The 17,142-nt window shown below is 59.3% G+C and carries 16 protein-coding genes and 1 riboswitch; of the genes, 7 read left to right on the plus strand and 9 right to left on the minus strand.

The annotated features are described in order from the left end of the window. The first annotated feature begins 199 nt into the window (after window positions 1–199). A complete protein-coding gene (locus NL116_RS03365; protein WP_494376009.1) occupies window positions 200–751 on the plus strand; it encodes a cytochrome b in 552 nt (183 codons plus the stop codon). Window positions 752–783: 32 nt separating this feature from the next. Then, window positions 784–1,377: a YceI family protein gene (locus tag NL116_RS03370; protein ID WP_027926598.1), complete on the plus strand. Its 594-nt coding sequence runs from the start codon at window positions 784–786 to the stop codon at window positions 1,375–1,377. 250 nt (window positions 1,378–1,627) lie between these two features. On the opposite strand, the gene rhlE2 is transcribed toward NL116_RS03370, so the two are convergent. From rhlE2 to ahcY, 4 genes are all read right to left on the minus strand, one after another. Further along, window positions 1,628–3,505, minus strand: coding sequence for an RNA helicase RhlE2 (gene rhlE2 / locus NL116_RS03375; protein WP_027926599.1), 1,878 nt, complete (start codon window positions 3,503–3,505; stop codon window positions 1,628–1,630). A gap of 223 nt (window positions 3,506–3,728) precedes the next feature. Beyond that, window positions 3,729–4,556 carry a substrate-binding periplasmic protein gene (locus NL116_RS03380; RefSeq protein ID WP_494376010.1) on the minus strand — a complete coding sequence of 276 codons (828 nt, stop codon included), beginning with the start codon at window positions 4,554–4,556 and terminating at the stop codon, window positions 3,729–3,731. 124 nt (window positions 4,557–4,680) lie between these two features. Further along, window positions 4,681–5,526, minus strand: a complete 846-nt coding sequence (gene metF / locus NL116_RS03385; RefSeq protein ID WP_123434696.1) for a methylenetetrahydrofolate reductase [NAD(P)H] — start codon at window positions 5,524–5,526, stop codon at window positions 4,681–4,683. 161 nt (window positions 5,527–5,687) lie between these two features. Further along, window positions 5,688–7,097 carry an adenosylhomocysteinase gene (gene ahcY, locus NL116_RS03390; protein WP_027926602.1) on the minus strand — a complete coding sequence of 470 codons (1,410 nt, stop codon included), beginning with the start codon at window positions 7,095–7,097 and terminating at the stop codon, window positions 5,688–5,690. 23 nt (window positions 7,098–7,120) lie between these two features. Continuing rightward, a riboswitch (S-adenosyl-L-homocysteine riboswitch) is annotated at window positions 7,121–7,223 on the minus strand. Window positions 7,224–7,421: 198 nt separating this feature from the next. On the opposite strand from ahcY, the gene NL116_RS03395 reads away from it, so the two are divergent. Then, entirely contained in the window at window positions 7,422–7,826 is a 405-nt protein-coding gene (locus NL116_RS03395) for an acyl-CoA thioesterase (RefSeq protein WP_123434694.1), read from the plus strand. A gap of 182 nt (window positions 7,827–8,008) precedes the next feature. Next, the gene (locus NL116_RS03400) at window positions 8,009–8,893 is read left to right on the plus strand and encodes a formate/nitrite transporter family protein (RefSeq protein WP_494376011.1); all 885 of its coding nucleotides are present in this window, start codon (window positions 8,009–8,011) and stop codon (window positions 8,891–8,893) included. Between the two features lie 105 nt (window positions 8,894–8,998). Here NL116_RS03400 and NL116_RS03405 read toward each other — a convergent pair whose 3' ends face one another. Then, window positions 8,999–10,168, minus strand: coding sequence for an MFS transporter (locus NL116_RS03405; RefSeq protein WP_494376012.1), 1,170 nt, complete (start codon window positions 10,166–10,168; stop codon window positions 8,999–9,001). A 217-nt stretch (window positions 10,169–10,385) separates the two neighbouring features. Between NL116_RS03405 and NL116_RS03410 the strand changes: the two genes are divergently transcribed. Further along, entirely contained in the window at window positions 10,386–11,219 is an 834-nt protein-coding gene (locus tag NL116_RS03410; protein WP_494376013.1) for an EamA family transporter, read from the plus strand. A gap of 39 nt (window positions 11,220–11,258) precedes the next feature. Beyond that, window positions 11,259–11,642 carry an MAPEG family protein gene (locus tag NL116_RS03415; RefSeq protein ID WP_494376014.1) on the plus strand — a complete coding sequence of 128 codons (384 nt, stop codon included), beginning with the start codon at window positions 11,259–11,261 and terminating at the stop codon, window positions 11,640–11,642. A gap of 143 nt (window positions 11,643–11,785) precedes the next feature. On the opposite strand, the gene mltA is transcribed toward NL116_RS03415, so the two are convergent. Then, window positions 11,786–12,970 (minus strand): murein transglycosylase A, encoded by a 1,185-nt coding sequence (gene mltA / locus NL116_RS03420; protein ID WP_494376015.1) that lies wholly within the window; start codon window positions 12,968–12,970, stop codon window positions 11,786–11,788. A gap of 128 nt (window positions 12,971–13,098) precedes the next feature. Between mltA and NL116_RS03425 the strand changes: the two genes are divergently transcribed. Then, window positions 13,099–13,548 (plus strand): c-type cytochrome, encoded by a 450-nt coding sequence (locus tag NL116_RS03425; protein WP_494376016.1) that lies wholly within the window; start codon window positions 13,099–13,101, stop codon window positions 13,546–13,548. A gap of 57 nt (window positions 13,549–13,605) precedes the next feature. On the opposite strand, the gene NL116_RS03430 is transcribed toward NL116_RS03425, so the two are convergent. From NL116_RS03430 to metK, 3 genes are all read right to left on the minus strand, one after another. Beyond that, window positions 13,606–14,001, minus strand: a complete 396-nt coding sequence (locus tag NL116_RS03430; protein ID WP_494376017.1) for a DUF1090 domain-containing protein — start codon at window positions 13,999–14,001, stop codon at window positions 13,606–13,608. Window positions 14,002–14,098: 97 nt separating this feature from the next. After that, on the minus strand, window positions 14,099–15,772 hold the full coding sequence (ligB, locus tag NL116_RS03435; protein WP_494376018.1) for an NAD-dependent DNA ligase LigB: 1,674 nt from the start codon (window positions 15,770–15,772) through the stop codon (window positions 14,099–14,101). 178 nt (window positions 15,773–15,950) lie between these two features. Then, window positions 15,951–17,141, minus strand: coding sequence for a methionine adenosyltransferase (metK, locus tag NL116_RS03440; RefSeq protein ID WP_494376019.1), 1,191 nt, complete (start codon window positions 17,139–17,141; stop codon window positions 15,951–15,953). Window position 17,142 lies beyond the last annotated feature (1 nt).

Raw genomic sequence — 17,142 nt, forward strand, 5'->3', positions numbered from 1 at the left:
ACTCAAAATTGAATAAACCCAAGGGCGCAGGTGTTCTTTAGTTGGACTTCATTTTTTCTCCCTCATTGGTCTTTAATCTTTCCTTAACACACCTATTTCAAGCTCTTGATCGTATTTCTCGATATTTCAAAGCAAAATTTTCCGCTTTAATTCGATAGATAACTCGATAGTCTTGGGCCAGCACTTACAGGGACTCGCAATGCAACTACGAAACTCTACCGCTCGCTACGGCTGGGTCAGCATCTTCATGCACTGGGGCGTAGCGCTGGCAGTGTTCGGTTTGTTCGGTCTGGGCCTGTGGATGGTCGGTCTCGGCTACTACGACCCTTGGCGCAAGGCAGGACCAGATCTGCACAAGAGCATTGGTCTGATCCTCCTGGCTGTCATGGTGTTGCGCGTGTTGTGGCGCTTTATCAGCCCACCGCCGCCAACGCTGACCAGCTACAGCCGCATGACGCGCCTTGGCGCCAAGTTCGGGCATGCTTTTCTGTATCTCTGTTTGTTCGCTGTGATGATTGCCGGTTACCTGATTTCCACCGCAGAGGGTGTCGGGATTCCGGTGTTTGACTGGTTTGAAGTGCCTGCACTGGTTTCCGGGCTACCGGACCAGGCAGATAACGCAGGTGCGATTCATCTCTACCTGGCTTGGGCATTGGTAATTTTTTCCGGTCTCCATGCGTTGGCAGCATTGAAGCACCACTTTATCGACCGTGATGTGACCCTGAAACGAATACTGGGTCGCAAAGCCTGACGTTCAACTTAGCCCCTCAAGGAATACAAGACATGTTGAAAAAGACTCTCGCCGCTCTGGCAATCGGTTCCGCCCTGTTGTCCGCCAACGTAATGGCCGCTGACTACGTCGTCGACAAAACTGGCCAGCACGCCTTCGTCGACTTCAAGATCAGCCACTTGGGTTACAGCTACATCACCGGTACTTTCAAGGACATCGACGGCAAGTTCAGCTTTGATGCTGCCAAGCCAGAAGACAGCAAGATCGAGTTCAACGTGAACACGGCGAGCGTTTTCACCAACAACGCCGAGCGTGACAAGCACATTTCCAGCAAAGACTTCCTCAAAGTGGCTGATTTCCCTAAAGCCACGTTCGTGTCCACCAGCGTTAAAACCACCGGCAAAAACGCCGACGGTAAAGTCACTGCCGACGTGGCCGGCGACCTGACCATTGCGGGTGTCACCAAGCCAGTCGTGGTCAAGGCCACTTTCCTGGGTGAAGGCAAGGATCCATGGGGCGGCTACCGTGCCGGCTTCGAAGGCACCACCAGCATCAAGCGTTCTGATTTCGGCAAGATGATGGACCTGGGTCCACAGTCCGACGCGGTTGATCTGTACGTCACCTTTGAAGGTGTGAAAGCGAAGTAATTTTCGCCGCAGACACAAAAAACGCCCCCGACTTCACGGTCGGGGGCGTTTTTTTGCCCACCAAATTCTCACAGACCACACAAAACCCCTGTAGGAGTGAGCCTGTTCGCGATAGCGCGGGTCAGTCGACATCAATGTTGAATTGATTGACCGCGATCGCGAGCAGGCTCACTCCTACAGGTGGTTTTTGTCAGGCCAAAAAAATGCCCCGGATCTTGCGATCAGGGGCATTTTTCATGGTTGGAAAAACTTAGCGATTGCGGGTCAGCAATGCTGGTTTTTCGCCGCGCGGACGGCCTGGCAGTTGATCAAGTTGCTCGGGAGTCGGGAAACGGTCGGTTTTCGACTCCTTGTGAATGATCTTCGGCGCTGGACCGCGCGGGTTCTGCACGGCCGGTTCCGAGCGTGGCTGATCGTCACGGGCCGGACGACGGTTGCGGCCTTCTTCGCGACGGGCCTGACCGTCACGTGGAGCGCCGCTGCGTGGACCGCTGCGCTTGGCCGGCGGCGTGCCAGTAGTGGCGCCGTCGCTGCTGCGCGGACCGCTTTGACGACCCTGAGGCTTGCCGCCGGTGCGCGGAGCACCTGCGCCAGCTGTCGTGCCTTGTGCCGGAGCACCCGGACGGCGACCACGGCCCTGAGCCGGTTTGGCTTGAGGGACGTAATCAACGCGGTTACCGAAGTTATCGATATCGTCGTCCAGGAACTCGTCTGGAGCGCGGTCAGCTGCGGCAGCGCGTGGCGCCGGACGCTGTTGTTCACGTGCCGGGGTGCCTTCGCGTGGCTTGTGCTCACGGGCCGGGCGATCACCACGGCCAGTCGCGGCCGGTTTTTCCTTGCCGCCCTTGTCCTTGCCTTTGTCCTTGCGACCCCCACCACCACCGGTGCCGTTCGGGCCGTCGCCGCGCGGGCCACGTGGGTTGCGCGGGTTACGCACATCCGGACGCTCGCGGACTTCAGGCTTCTCGGCTTCTACTGCGCTGGAGTCGAAGCCCATCAGGTTGCCGTCGGCAATCTTCTGCTTGGTCATGCGCTCGATGCTTTTCAGCAGCTTTTCTTCGTCCGGAGCAACCAGCGAGATCGCCTCGCCCGAACGACCGGCACGGCCCGTACGGCCGATACGGTGTACGTAGTCTTCGTCGACGTTCGGCAGTTCGAAGTTGACCACGTGTGGCAACTGGTCGATGTCCAGGCCGCGAGCGGCGATGTCGGTGGCGACCAGAATGCGCACTTCACCGGCCTTGAAGTCGGCGAGGGCTTTGGTGCGGGCGTTCTGGCTCTTGTTGCCGTGGATTGCGACGGCGCTGAGGCCGTGTTTGTCCAGGTACTCGGCCAGACGGTTGGCGCCGTGCTTGGTGCGGGTAAACACCAGCACCTGTTCCCACGCGCCCGCGGTGATCAGGTGGGCCAGCAGCGAACGCTTGTGATTGGCTGGCAGGCGGAATACGCGCTGTTCGATACGCTCGACCGTGGTGTTCGGCGGCGTGACTTCGATGCGTTCCGGGTTGTGCAGCAGCTTGCCGGCGAGGTCGGTGATGTCCTTGGAGAACGTCGCCGAGAACAACAGGTTCTGCCGTTTGGCCGGCAGACGGGCCAGGACCTTCTTCACGTCATGGACAAAGCCCATGTCGAGCATGCGGTCGGCTTCGTCCAGCACGAGGATTTCCACGTGGGACAAATCGACGCTGCCTTGGCCGGCGAGGTCGAGCAGGCGGCCAGGGCAGGCCACGAGTACGTCAACACCACGGGACATGGCCTGAACCTGCGGGTTCATGCCGACGCCGCCGAAGATGCAGGCGCTGACGAACTTCAGGTCACGGGCATAGACCTTGAAGCTCTCGTGGACCTGGGCCGCGAGTTCGCGAGTAGGGGTCAGGACCAGGACGCGCGGTTGGCGCGGGCCGTGACGCTGGGATTTGTCCGGGTGACCGTTAGGGAACAGCCGTTCCAGGATCGGAAGGGCGAAGCCACCGGTTTTACCAGTACCTGTCTGAGCCGCAACCATCAGGTCGCGACCTTGCAACACGGCGGGAATGGCCCGCTGTTGCACCGGAGTAGGCTCGGTATAGCCCGCTGCCTCGATGGCGCGGACTAAAGCCTCGGAGAGACCGAGGGAAGCAAAGGACATGAGTAATCCTGTTTTAGTTAGGGCTTGGCCCAATGGGAGTCTTGCCTGGCGCGAATGGCGTTTATGAGGAACGCAATCCCGTCCGGTCCTGCTGGGCCTTGAAAGCTCGTCTGGAGCGCTCGCGCGGGCTGAAAAGCTGCGCTGTAGCGGGGTCGAGATGCCTTGAACAAGTCCGAGCGTCCGGGCGTGAGCCTGGCGGGAAGGCCGGAGTATAACAGAGCAATCACTGCGCGCCGCTTTCCTGCTGCTCAACGGTTTTTACGGTAGCCGTGGTGGCGGTCACGGCTTTCACTTCGGGTTTCACATCGACACCCGGATCGGCACCGTAACGGGCGCTCAACTCCGCGTAGGCGGGCTCGCGCTTGAAACGCTTGAGTTCGGCACCGAAACGCTGCACCAAAAGATCCATGCCGGCATTTTTGCGTACTGCAAGAAACTGGCTTTGGTGACTGATGACGGTCGGGTTTTCAGTGATCCTGTCGCGGATACCCAATTCATCGAGCAAGTGCTGGCCGACCCGGCGATCCGTGATCAGCAGGTCGATTCGCCCGCGCACCAGCTTGCCGAAGTTGGCTTCATGGGTCGGCGCCGGTTCACGGGTGAAAAGGGTGGAGTCGCTGAAATCCCCGCTATAGAGGTAGCCCGGCGAAGTGCCGATGGTCAGGCCTTTCAGGTCGTCGAGGGTACGAAACGGATGGGGCCGCTCATTGGCGTAGAACATCACGAACTCGACTTCTGAAAGCGGCTCCGCGGGGTAGAGCAACGTCGCGTCACGCTCATCGCTGCGAAAAATGTCCAGCGCGCCATCTGCCTGACCGGTTTCGAGCATCGACAGGCAGCGTTTCCACGGCAGGAACTGCCAGTCCACTTCGATCCCCAGGCGTTTGAAGACGATGGCCGTGGTTTCGTAATCCAGCCCCAGGGATTTTCCGTCTTCCTCGTAGACGTACGGCGCCCACGGCTCAGTGACAATGCGCAGCTTCTCGCCCCGGGCGGCGAAGCTCAGGCAAGTAAAAAGCAGCACGGTCAGACATTGCGAAATCAGGGGCATGGCTTGAGATTACGACGAGAAACCATAAAGAGCCAGAAACTGGATCCGGAAGCTCTGGCACAACGCCTGTTCCATAAAAAAGGCCCTGGATTTCGCCAGAGCCTTTTAGGGGTTTTGCACAGTTTCAGCGGGGCAGCTTCAGGTTGTTCCACACCGCCAGGCTCGCCTCAGCCTGATTCAGTGTGTAGAAGTGCAGGCCGGGTGCGCCACCTTGTAGCAGGCGCTCGCACATTTCGGTGATGACTTGCTCACCAAAGCCTTGAATGCTTTGGGTGTCGTCGCCGTAGGCTTCCAGCTGTTTACGGATCCAGCGCGGGATTTCCGCGCCGCAGGCGTCAGAGAAGCGCGCCAGTTTGCTGTAGTTGGTGATTGGCATGATCCCCGGCACGATCGGGATGGTCACGCCCGCCGCCCGTACACGCTCGACGAAGTAGAAATAGCTGTCGGCGTTGAAGAAGTACTGGGTGATCGCACTGTCGGCGCCAGCGTTGGCCTTGCGCACGAAGTTGGCGATATCGTCTTCGAAATTGCGCGCTTGCGGGTGCATTTCCGGGTAGGCGGCGACTTCGATGTGGAAATGATCGCCGGTCTCTTCACGAATGAATTCGACCAGGTCATTGGCGTGGCGCATTTCGCCGCTGGCCATGCCCATGCCCGAAGGCAGGTCACCGCGCAGGGCAACGATACGCTTGATGCCGGCAGCCTTGTACTGGGCCAGCAGGCCGCGCAGGTCGTCCTTGCTGTCGCCTACGCAAGACAAGTGCGGAGCGGCAGGAACTTTGACTTCGCTTTCGAGCTGCAACACGGTGTTGAGCGTTCGATCACGGGTCGAGCCGCCAGCGCCATAGGTGCAGGAGAAGAAATCGGGGTTATACGTGGCCAGCTGACGGGCAGTGGCGAGCAGCTTTTCATGCCCAGCGTCGGTCTTCGTAGGGAAGAACTCGAAGCTGTAGCGACGGTCTTGGGACATGGGAATACCCTTGAAAACACGAGAACCTTCGAGGCTGCACTGTCCCATGTGGGAGCGAGCCTGCTCGCGAAGGCGATTTATCATTCAACATGGATGTCGACTGACACAGAGCAATCGCGAGCAGGCTCGCTCCCACAGGGAGAGCGAACAAGCAGTTCCAATCAGTAGCGGTAAGCGTGCGGCTTGAACGGACCTTCGACGGTCACGCCGATGTAGTCGGCCTGGGTCTTGGTCAGTTGAGTCACAACGCCGCCGAAACCGCGGACCATTTCCAGCGCCACTTCTTCGTCGAGTTTCTTCGGCAGTACTTCAACGGTCAGGCGCTCGGCTTTCTGGGCAGGCGACAGGTCGGCGTACTTTTGACCGAACAGGAAGATCTGAGCCAGAACCTGGTTGGCGAACGAACCGTCCATGATGCGGCTTGGGTGACCGGTAGCGTTACCCAGGTTAACCAGACGGCCTTCGGCCAGCAGAATCAGGTAGTCATCGTTCTGAGCGTCGAAAGCGCCCGGGCCGGTGCGGTGGATTTTGTGAACCTGTGGCTTCACTTCTTCCCACGCCCAGTTTTTGCGCATGAAAGCGGTGTCGATTTCGTTGTCGAAGTGACCGATGTTGCAGACAACAGCGCGCTTCTTCAAGGCTTTGAGCATGTTCGAGTCGCAAACATTGACGTTACCGGTGGTGGTCACGATCAGGTCGATCTTGCCCAGCAGCGCTTTGTCGATGCTCGCTTCGGTGCCGTCGTTGATGCCGTCGATGAACGGCGAAACCAGCTCGTAACCATCCATGCAGGCTTGCATGGCGCAGATCGGGTCAACTTCGGAAACTTTAACGATCATGCCTTCCTGACGCAGGGACTGAGCGGAGCCCTTGCCCACGTCACCGTAACCGATGACCAGCGCTTGCTTGCCGGACAGCAGGTGGTCGGTACCGCGCTTGATCGCGTCGTTCAGGCTGTGACGGCAGCCGTACTTGTTGTCGTTCTTGCTCTTGGTCACCGAGTCGTTGACGTTGATGGCCGGGATTTTCAGCTCGCCCTTGGCCAGCATGTCCAGCAGGCGGTGAACGCCGGTGGTGGTTTCTTCGGTCACGCCGTGGACGCGGTCCAGAACCTGTGGGTACTTGTCGTGCAGCAGCTGGGTCAGGTCGCCGCCGTCGTCGAGGATCATGTTGGCATCCCAAGGCGCGCCATCTTTGAGGATGGTTTGCTCCAGGCACCACTCGTACTCTTCTTCAGTCTCGCCTTTCCAGGCGAAAACCGGGATACCGGCAGCGGCAATAGCGGCAGCGGCCTGGTCTTGAGTCGAGAAAATGTTGCAGGACGACCAACGTACTTCGGCACCCAGGGCAACCAGGGTTTCGATCAGCACGGCAGTCTGAATGGTCATGTGGATGCAGCCGAGGATTTTCGCGCCTTTGAGCGGCTGCTCACCGACGTATTTACGGCGCAGACCCATCAGGGCAGGCATTTCGGATTCGGCGATGATGGTTTCGCGACGGCCCCAGGCAGCCAGGGACATGTCGGCCACTTTGTAATCGTTAAAATCTGCAGGCGTGATAACAGCGCTCATGATGAGCCTCCATTCGTAATGTATGCGAATGGGCGCCGTTGTGCGTTTAGTGTCTGGTCGATAACGACCAAGCAACGCCCTCTCCGAGCCTGACAGGTCGAACCTGCTGCAGCGCCCCTCGGACAGGTGGCGGGAAAACGGTATCAACCGAAGATGACCGTTTTGAAACGGTGGCGATTATAGCCGTGTGAGCGATACTTCCAAAGCGTTTCTGTTGCTCAATGTCTGAACGGTAATCGAGACCATAGTCTATGCGTAATAGAGCTCCAGGCCGGGCTCTGCCATGATGCCTCCCATCATTTCGCAAGACGCTCAGGAGTGAATATGAATTTCCACACCCGCAAATGGGTAAAACCTGAAGACCTCAACCCCAACGGCACGCTGTTCGGCGGCAGCCTGTTGCGTTGGATCGATGAAGAAGCGGCGATCTATGCCATCGTCCAGCTGGGCAACCAGCGCGTCGTCACCAAGTACATTTCCGAAATCAATTTCGTCAGTGCCTCGCGCCAGGGCGACATCATCGAGCTGGGCATCACCGCGACCGAATTTGGTCGCACGTCGATCAGCCTGACCTGCGAAGTGCGCAACAAGATCACCCGCAAGAGCATCCTGACGGTAGAGAAAATGGTGTTCGTCAACCTGGGCGAAGACGGCTTGCCGGCACCGCACGGGCGTACCGAGATCAAGTACGTCAAAGACCAGTTTCAGGATGATGTGGCCAGCGAGTAATGCGAGCCCTGTAGGAGCCGAGCTCGCTCGCGATGGATTCACCGCGGTTTCGGCAGCAATGCGAATGACGCCATCGCGAGCAAGCTCGGCTCCTACGGGAATGACTTCCTTCATTTGAACACTGAACAGCTCCGAGCCCAGCGTGTCGTACCTACATGACACGCCACCGGTTCAGGAACGCTATGGATACCCCAAAAGACGGCAAGACCCCGAACCTCTCGGCTGAAGAACAGCATGACGTCGACAAAAACCAGCCGCCCCGTGCGGCGGTACTGCACGAAATCATCCGCACTCAGGGCGACCAGGAACTCGAGCGCAGCGTCGCTGCCTTGTGGTGGTCGGCGCTGGCCGCCGGCCTGACCATGGGCTTGTCGCTGATGGCCATGGGTTTGCTCAACTCACGGCTGCCGGACGGCGAGCACTTCAAGGTGATCGCCAGTTTTGGCTACTGCGCCGGTTTTCTCGCGGTGATCCTCGCCCGTCAGCAGCTGTTCACCGAAAACACTCTGACCGCCGTGCTGCCAGTCATGACCAAACCCACCTTGAACAACTTCGGCCGGTTGCTACGCCTGTGGACGGTGGTGCTGGTGGGCAACCTGTGCGGCACGTTGCTGGTGGCCTATGTGATGCTGAACCTGCCGATTTTCGACAGCAAAACCGACCTGGCCTTCCTCGAAATAGGCCGCAAAGTCATGGAAAACCACGCCAGCCAGATGTTCGCCAAGGGCATCGTCTCGGGCTGGATGATCGCCACCATGGTCTGGATGATTCCCTCCATGGAGAGCGCGAAGATGTGGACCATCATCCTCATCACCTACCTCATGGCACTGGGTGACTTCACCCACATCGTGGTCGGTTCGGCCGAGGTGTCTTACCTGGTCTTTGCCGGCGAGTTGCCGTGGAAGGATTTCTGGCTGGTGTTCGCCGGGCCGACGCTGGCGGGGAATATCATCGGTGGCAGCTGCATCTTTGCGCTGATCAGCCATGCGCAGATCCGTAGCGAGAGCGGGCCGCCGAAGAAAAGTGCGGATCAGGTGGCGGATTCACGCGAGCGTGAAGAGAGGTGAATCGCGTCCACTTCATCGCGAGCAAGCTCGCTCCCACACGTAGAGACACGGTCCATGTGGGAGCGAGCTTGCTCGCGATAGCAATGTAATGGGCGATGCAGTTATTCAGCCCGAGACATTAACCGGCGCCGCCCCACGACGCTGCAGGTAAATGAAGAACAACGCCGTCAGCACCGTCAAACCACTGACCAACGCGCCGGTCCACGGCAAATCCGCCAGGTCGGCGCCGCTGGCAACCACCAGCCCGCCGATCCACGCGCCCGCCGCATTGCCGAGGTTGAACGCGCTCTGATTCAGCGTTGAGCCGAGGTTGGGCGCTTCGTGTGCCTGATCGATGATCAGCAGTTGCAGGATCGGGCACAGGGCGAACGCAAAAATCCCCCACAGCACCAGCGTGATCGCCGCCGGAATCACCGAATGGCTGGTCTGCGAGAACGCCGCCAGCACCACCAATACGGCCAGCGCCATGCCCACCAGCGAAGGCAGTAAACGACTGTCCGCCAATCGACCGCCGAGCATGCTGCCCGCGGTCAGACCCACGCCGAACAACAACAGCATGATCGTCACGCCGTGCGGGCTGACGCCGGTGATGTCCTGCAGGATTGGCGCAATGTAAGTGAACACACTGAACAGACTGGTCGACGCCAGCACGCTCATGCCCAGCGCCAGCAACACATTGACCTTGCCCAGCACCTTGAACTCGCTGGCCAGATTGGCCTTGTCCATGGCGATGTGGTTCGGCAGCCAGAGCCATTGTGCGATGGCGGCAATTACGCCAATCACCGAGACTGCCCAGAAGGTCGAGCGCCAGCCGGCGTACTGCCCGAGCGCGGTGCCCAAGGGCACGCCCAGCACATTGGCCAGCGTCAGGCCGGTGAACATCAGCGCAATGGCTTGGGCCCGTTTATTCGGTGCGACCAGACCGGCCGCGACCACCGAGCCGATGCCGAAGAACGCGCCGTGGCACAACGCAGTGACCACACGAGCCGCCATCAACGTGGCGTAGTTCGGCGCCAGGGCACACAAGACGTTGCCGAGAATAAACATCAGCGTCATCCCCAGCAATGTGGCCTTGCGTGGCATGTTGGCGGTGCCGATCGCAAGGATCGGCGCGCCGAACACCACGCCCAGGGCGTAACCGGTGATCAGCAGACCGGCGTGCGGAATGCTGACAGCGAGGTCGCGAGCGACGTCGGGCAGCAGGCCCATGATGACGAATTCAGTGGTGCCGATGCCGAACGCGGCAACAGCGAGGGCAAGCAAGGCGAGTGGCATGCGCAAGGTCTCTGTCGGTAGTCTTGACGCTGTGATCAGGCATACGCATGCCGACGACCGTTCTTGGCGGGAGCGGGCGTGGACAGAAATTATTGGAATTAGTCTGTGTGCAACTGAGTGCGGCGTGGTTGCTTGCAGTATAAACAGCTGCTGACATATCGCGAATCAATTATCCGGCGCGTCCGGCCGCAAATAAAAACCAATGAAGGAGTAGGCCGTGCTTGCAACAGCACTGGTGTTAGTCGCGGCGCTGTTGCATGCGGCGTGGAATACCCTGATCAAGTTCAGTGCGGAACGCCTGTTGGTGGTGGCCTGCATGGACAGCGTGGCGTTGTTGTTTGTCGCCGTGATGTTGCCGTTTGTGAACGTGCCGCCCATCGACATCTGGCCTTGGATTCTGGCTTCAGCGGCGTTCGAATTGCTGTATCGCTATCTGCTGATCCAGGCCTATCGGGTCGGCGATCTGGGGCTGGTCTATCCGTTGATGCGTGGACTGTCGCCGTTGGTGGTGCTGGCTCTGACGCTGATCTTTGCCGGGGAGGTGCTGACGAATCAGCAGATCTTCGGAATTCTGCTGATCCCGTTCGGCATGCTGTGCCTGCTGTGGCAGGGTGGTGGCGGCGCACGTTTGCCGTGGTCGATGTTACCGGTGGTGGCGTTGATCGGTCTGTGCATTGGCTGCTACACGTTCATCGATGGTCAGGCGCTCCGGCGCTGGTCACACCCGCTGGACTATCTGGTCTGGGTCACGTTGCTGAGTGCCTGGCCATTTCCGTTGCTGGCGCTGGTGCGCAAGCGACCGGCGTTCAAGCTGTTCTGGCGGGAGCAATGGCGGCTGGGGCTGGCGGTCGGGTTTTGCGTGTTGTTCAGCTACGCTTTGGTGCTCTGGGCGATGCAGTTGGGCTCGATTGCCGAAGCGGCGGCGTTGCGTGAGATCAGCGTGATTCTGGTGGTGCTGTTCGGCATGCGCTACCTGAAAGAACCTTTCGGCCGACCACGGCTCTTAGCCTGTGGGCTGGTGCTGATCGGCATCCTGGTGATGAAGTTTTAACTGAAACCCGAATTTCCAAACTGAAGAAAGGACTGCTTTATGACGGTTGCGCTGTGGTGCATTTTGATCGCGATTTTCCTGCCTTATCTCTGCACTGGCATCGCCAAGGCCAGTGGTCGGTATAACCTGAAGGATAACCATGATCCCCGGGACTTTCTCGAGTCGCTGAATGGTTTTGGCCGGCGTGCGCACGCGGCGCAACTGAACAGTTTTGAAGTCACCCCGGCGTTCGCGGCCGCGGTGATCGTGGCGCACCTGGCGGGTAATGCCGAGTTGGTGACGATCAATGTGCTGTCGGTGTTGTTCATCACCAGCCGGTTGCTGTACATCATTTGCTACCTGGCGGACTGGGCGATTTTGCGCTCGTTGGTGTGGTTTGTGGGGATGGGGTTGATTGTGAGTTTCTTTGTTGTGTCGGTCTGATAGGGCTGCGTTGGTTTACCGGCCCCTTCGCGAGCAAGCCCGTTCCCACCTGTGATCTCTGTGGACACAGTATTTGTGTACACCCGAGACTCAGTGCGGGAGCGAGCCTGCTCGCGAAAGTTATCTATTGGCCACTGTAAAAGTCAGGGGGAGGTCTTCGCCGCATCAGCCACCTGAGGCACTTGCGGCAACGTCGCACCTTTAGGCCACAACATCCAGATCTGTCCCTGCTGTTTCATGTCTCCGGCCAATTGGCCGGCCACCTCGCCTGTGCCCCAGAACAGGTCCGCTCGCACTTCGCCGGCAATCGCGCCGCCGGTATCTTGAGCGGCCACCGGGCGAACCAGCGCAGTGCCGTCCGGTTTGGTGGTCGATAACCACAACAGACTGCCGAGTGGAATTACCTTGCGGTCCACAGCCGCGCTATAGCCGGCAGTGAGTGGTACGTTCAACGAGCCGCGCGGTCCTTCGTTACTGTCCGGGTTACGGGTGAAGAACACATAGCTCGGGTTGCTGCCGAGCAGCTCGGGAATGCGCGTCGGGTTTGCCTTGGCCCAATGGCTGATCGCGCCCATGGTCACGTCTTCTTTCTTCAGTTCGCCTTGTTCCACCAGCCAGCGACCGATAGGCCGGTACGGGTGGCCGTTCTGGTCGGCGTAAGCGATGCGCAACTGGCGACCGTCATCGAGCTGAATTCGCCCCGAGCCCTGGATTTGCAGGAACTGCAGGTTCATCGGGTCAGTCAGCCAGGCCACCACCGGGGCCTTGACCCCTTTGGTCTCAATGGTTGCCGCATCGTCGTAAGGCTTGAGCACTCGCCCTTCCAGTCGACCGCGCAGGCGCTTGCCCTTGAGTTCCGGGTAGAGGCTGTCCAGCGAGACGATGATCATGTCGTCGGGCACGCCGTACACCGGGATGTTTGCTGCAGTCGTCTGGGTCAGGCTGCCTGGGTAGACCGGTTCGTAGTAGCCAGTGATCAGCCCGTTGGGATTGTCATTGGCGGCGCGCAGGCCGTAGACGTCCAGATTCTGCTTGAGGAAATCGCGGATATCGGTGGCGGTTTGCGGCACGTTGGCGGAAGCGGTGCAGGTCGAGCCCCACACGGGGTCGGCCTTGAGTCGGTTGCATGCACTGCGCCACGAACCGAAGCCGGCGACCAGATCGCTATCGGACACAGCCGGCAACGCTTCCCAGGTAGCGCTGGAATAGGTCGCCACTGCGTGGGTTTTTGGCGTGTTGTTATCGCCGCCGGTGCAGCCGGCGAGGACGGCCACCATTGGAAGTGTCCACGCGAGGGGGTGACGCCATGCCTTGAAACGGCTGTTCATGGAGTAATTCCTTTGCCGGTCGCCCGAGTGCTCCATGCGCTCAAACAACCCGTATTGATAATAGGGCTATTGGTCTTTGTCGATGACACGAGGATACTGGCCGCCGTTTCCCGTGACCTGAAGCCACCATGACTCTTAAAAGACTTTCTGTTGTATTGCTGGCCTGCCTGACGTTGTCCGCTTGCGGCGGTGTCGATCCGAATTCGCCACTGGGTCAACGCAAGGCAATCTTCAAACAGATGCTCAAGACCGGTGAAGACCTGGGCGGCATGCTGCGTGGCCGCATTCCGTTTGATGGTCAGAAATTCGCCGACGGCGCCGTGAAACTCGATGCGTTGTCCCATGAGCCATGGAAACATTTTCCACAGGTGCGCGAAGAAGATCACACCAGCGCCAAGGATAACGTCTGGCAACAGCAGGCACGTTTTCAGGAAATGTCCCGCAATCTTGAAACCGCCACCGGTGAATTGGTGATTGCCAGCCAGGTTCAGCCTTACAAGGCCAGCAACCTCGGGCCGGCGGTACAGAAAGTCGAAGATGCCTGCAGTGCTTGCCATAAACAGTTTCGGGATCATTGATTCCCGCTTCGCTAGTGATCGTTCCCCACGAACTGCGTGGGAATGATCACGACCAAGCTACTTATCCAGTTCGTCGAGAGCGTCCTGCAATTCCTTGCGGGACTCGGCGAGCTTATCTTTGCGCTTGTTGATCTTGTCGGGGTCGCCTTTTTTCATCGCGCTGTCGAGGTCGGCCTGACGCTTGCTGACTTCATGCTTGGCGTCGAGGACTTTGTTTTCCCGTTCTTTCTTCAGCGAAGCGTCGGTGCAATGCGCGGTGACTTCGCTCAAGGCGGTTTCCAGGCCTGCTTGCTGATCGGCGTTGCCGTGTGACTTGGCCAGTTCGATCTGGTTGATGATGCCCTGTTTCTTGGCGGCGCAGCCGGTCAGTTCCGGCGCTTCTTCAGCCGCCATCAGTGGAGCGGCCAGCACGCTGCAGAGGGTCAGCAGGGCGAGCGGTGAAAGAAGTTTCATAAAAGCTCCATGTGCAGAGGCAAGCGGGTCGGTGTGGCAATGGGCGTTTGAGCGCATCGGCAACTGTGGGTTCCCGGTTACCGTGGATTGCGGCTCTCTAGAAACCGTCAATCCCGGCAACCCGTAATGTTTCACTCAAGGCCAGGACCTGGGGGTCGCGGAAAAACGCGCTCAATTGTGCCGCACGTCCCGGGCCGATACCGGCTTCAGCCTGCCATTGTTCAGTGTTTCTGTTCGCCAGCACCTGCCATGAATCGGCAAGCTGCGCCTGCCCCGTCGGTGGTAAACCCAAGGCTTTCAGCCAGCGACCGAAGGGGCGCTGTCGAGCACTGTTGAAACTGTTTAAAAGACGAGCACTGCTGCGGTCGCCGAAGCCGTTAATGGTAGCAAGCTCTTGAGCGTCAAAGGTCAACCAATCCAGAAGGCTATTCAGACGGCCTGTTTCTAAAAGTTTCTCCCAGGTGCCGGGGCCGACATGTGGCAAAGCCAGCCCCTGCTTGCCGCTGAGCCAGGTCAGTCGTGCGAGGAATTGGCTCTCGCACCCCGGCGTCGGCTGCCAGCAACTCAAATAATGGAAGTCGGTTGCCAGCGGGACGCTCATCTCGGTGCGTTCGGTGCTGCGCAGAACAACGCTGTCGAACCTGGGAATGGTCAGTCCCGCCAGGCTGATGGACACCTGATCGCCGGGGCGGATGTCCAGTTTCTCCCAGCGCTGCAGGGAGCTGACGCTCACGCGTTTGATCTGCCGGTCATCGAGTGTCACCGGTTTCAGGTTCAGCACCGGTGTGATTCGTCCGGTACGCCCGACCTTGAAGTCGACTTTTCGCACTTCGGCCAGTACCTGCGCGAAAGGGTATTTCCAGGCGACGGCCCAGTAGGGTGATTTCGCGTGCCAGCGTTCGGCCGAGGGGCGCTGACTTTGGCGCAGGACGACACCGTCACTGGCAAAGGGCAACGGCGAGCGATACCAGTGATCGCGCCAGTGTTGCGCATCAGCCATGGACCCGACCGGTTGGCTGTAGGGCGCAGTGCTCGGGAACCCCAGCTCATCCAGAGTCGCTATTCGTTCGGGCAAATGGGCTGGGCCTTGTGGCCAGTCCCAGACAAACAATTTGATTCCGGCAGCATGTTCAGGAGCGAGGACCTTGCGCGTCATCAGACCGGCCACGGTGGAGCGGGCATTTTGGCTGCCGGCCTTGGCTTGTATGTGGTCGGTCAACTGCCAATAGAGCTCGCCTTGCACCAGCATGTTTACAGGTTGCACAAGTTTTTGGGGGATGCCGGGGATCAGTCGCGCCGAGGCCGTCCAGTCCTGGCCATTGATGCCATCGCCACGGCTGATCGCCTGATGCAGCCAGCCGTTGCGGTAAGTCAGAGTCACGGCCACCCCGTCGATTTTGGGTTGTATCCAGATGTTCTTGCGATCGCGCAGCCAGTTTTCCACAGCCTGACCATCGCGCAGTTTGTCGAGGCCGGTGTGGGCGATCGGGTGGGCGGCCTTGCCGCCGGCAGTGCGCAAGGGTTCAGGTGCGAGCCCCAAGTCAAAGCACGCACGCCATTCGATCAATTGTGCGCGGGACTGATCGTAAATTTCGTCGGCGACCAGTGAGCGTCCACCTCGGTGGTAGTGGTCGTCCCACAAGTCGATTTGATTTTGCAGGGCGGTGATTTCGTCCAGGGCGCGGGCGGGGGACCAGTCAGGACAGTCGGCAGCGTTTGAGCTCAGGCAGATCAAGGTTAGGAAGAAAACGGAAAACAGGCGCAGAAGCATCGTGAGCGTCCTTGCTCAAGTGAGGTGTTTGAAGGCTAGTCAATATTTTCGGGCGGGAAGGGTGGGTGTTTTGCCTGGTATTTCTGGATGACCGGGCGGCGAGGGAGTGCAAAGCGAAACCCAATAAAAAGCCCCGCACGGCGAACCGTGCAGGGCTTTGGGTGCCGCCGGGGAGGTCTTACAAGCCAGCAGCCAGACGCAGGTCGTCGGCGCGGTCGGTTTTTTCCCAGGTGAACGTGGTGAAGGTGTCTTCGCCCACGGTCTTGGTGGTCGGGGTGCGACCGAAGTGGCCGTACGCAGCGGTTTCCTGGTACATCGGGTGCAGCAGGTCGAGCATGGTGGTGATTGCGTATGGACGCAGGTCGAACACTTCACGAACCAGTTTGACGATTTTGTCGTCGCTGATTTTGCCGGTGCCGAAGGTGTTCAACGAGATCGAGGTAGGCTGGGCAACACCGATTGCGTAGGAAACCTGAATCTCGCAGCGCTCGGCCAGGCCGGCAGCCACGATGTTCTTGGCCACGTAACGACCGGCGTAGGCCGCCGAACGGTCAACCTTCGATGGATCTTTACCGGAGAACGCGCCTCCGCCATGACGAGCCATGCCGCCGTAGCTGTCGACGATGATCTTGCGACCGGTCAGGCCGCAGTCGCCAACCGGGCCACCGATGATGAACTGGCCAGTCGGGTTGATGTGGAACTGGGTGTCTTTGGTCAGCAGTTCGGCAGGCAGTACGTGCTTGACGATCAGCTCCATCACGCCTTCGCGCAGGTCTTTGTACGACACTTCAGGGTTGTGCTGGGTCGACAAAACAACGGCGTCGATACCGACAACCTTGCCGCCTTCGTAACGGCAAGTCACTTGCGACTTGGCGTCCGGGCGCAGCCAAGGCAGCAGGCCGGATTTACGCGCTTCGGCTTGCCGTTGCACAAGTTGGTGCGAGAACGTGATCGGTGCTGGCATCAGCACATCGGTTTCGTTGCTCGCGTAGCCGAACATCAGGCCCTGGTCGCCGGCACCCTGATCTTCAGGCTTGGCACGGTCAACACCCTGGTTGATGTCTGGGGACTGCTTGCCGATGATGTTCATCACACCGCAAGTGGCGCCGTCGAAGCCAACATCGGAGCTGTTGTAGCCGATGTCCAGAATGACGTTACGCACGATTTCTTCCAGATCGACCCAGGCCGACGTGGTCACTTCACCGGCGATGATTGCAACGCCGGTCTTTACCAGAGTCTCGCACGCCACACGGGCGAACTTGTCTTCAGCAATGATGGCGTCCAGCACCGCATCGGAAATCTGGTCGGCGATTTTGTCCGGATGTCCTTCAGACACGGACTCGGAGGTGAAGAGGGAGTATTCGCTCATC

The sequence above is a fragment of the Pseudomonas sp. FBCC-B1667 genome, from assembly GCF_059133255.1.

Excerpts from the sequence above, each read along its gene's own strand:
- NL116_RS03365 (WP_494376009.1), top strand. The coding sequence starts at position 200 with ATGCAACTACGAAACTCTACCGCTCGCTACGGCTGGGTCAGCATCTTC.
- NL116_RS03425 (WP_494376016.1), top strand. The coding sequence starts at position 13,099 with ATGACTCTTAAAAGACTTTCTGTTGTATTGCTGGCCTGCCTGACGTTG.
- NL116_RS03395 (WP_123434694.1), top strand. The coding sequence starts at position 7,422 with ATGAATTTCCACACCCGCAAATGGGTAAAACCTGAAGACCTCAACCCC.
- metF (WP_123434696.1), bottom strand. The coding sequence starts at position 5,526 with ATGTCCCAAGACCGTCGCTACAGCTTCGAGTTCTTCCCTACGAAGACC.
- NL116_RS03380 (WP_494376010.1), bottom strand. The coding sequence starts at position 4,556 with ATGCCCCTGATTTCGCAATGTCTGACCGTGCTGCTTTTTACTTGCCTG.
- rhlE2 (WP_027926599.1), bottom strand. The coding sequence starts at position 3,505 with ATGTCCTTTGCTTCCCTCGGTCTCTCCGAGGCTTTAGTCCGCGCCATC.
- metK (WP_494376019.1), bottom strand. The coding sequence starts at position 17,141 with ATGAGCGAATACTCCCTCTTCACCTCCGAGTCCGTGTCTGAAGGACAT.
- mltA (WP_494376015.1), bottom strand. The coding sequence starts at position 12,970 with ATGAACAGCCGTTTCAAGGCATGGCGTCACCCCCTCGCGTGGACACTT.
- NL116_RS03430 (WP_494376017.1), bottom strand. The coding sequence starts at position 14,001 with ATGAAACTTCTTTCACCGCTCGCCCTGCTGACCCTCTGCAGCGTGCTG.
- ligB (WP_494376018.1), bottom strand. The coding sequence starts at position 15,772 with ATGCTTCTGCGCCTGTTTTCCGTTTTCTTCCTAACCTTGATCTGCCTG.
- ahcY (WP_027926602.1), bottom strand. The coding sequence starts at position 7,097 with ATGAGCGCTGTTATCACGCCTGCAGATTTTAACGATTACAAAGTGGCC.
- NL116_RS03400 (WP_494376011.1), top strand. The coding sequence starts at position 8,009 with ATGGATACCCCAAAAGACGGCAAGACCCCGAACCTCTCGGCTGAAGAA.
- NL116_RS03415 (WP_494376014.1), top strand. The coding sequence starts at position 11,259 with ATGACGGTTGCGCTGTGGTGCATTTTGATCGCGATTTTCCTGCCTTAT.
- NL116_RS03370 (WP_027926598.1), top strand. The coding sequence starts at position 784 with ATGTTGAAAAAGACTCTCGCCGCTCTGGCAATCGGTTCCGCCCTGTTG.
- NL116_RS03405 (WP_494376012.1), bottom strand. The coding sequence starts at position 10,168 with ATGCCACTCGCCTTGCTTGCCCTCGCTGTTGCCGCGTTCGGCATCGGC.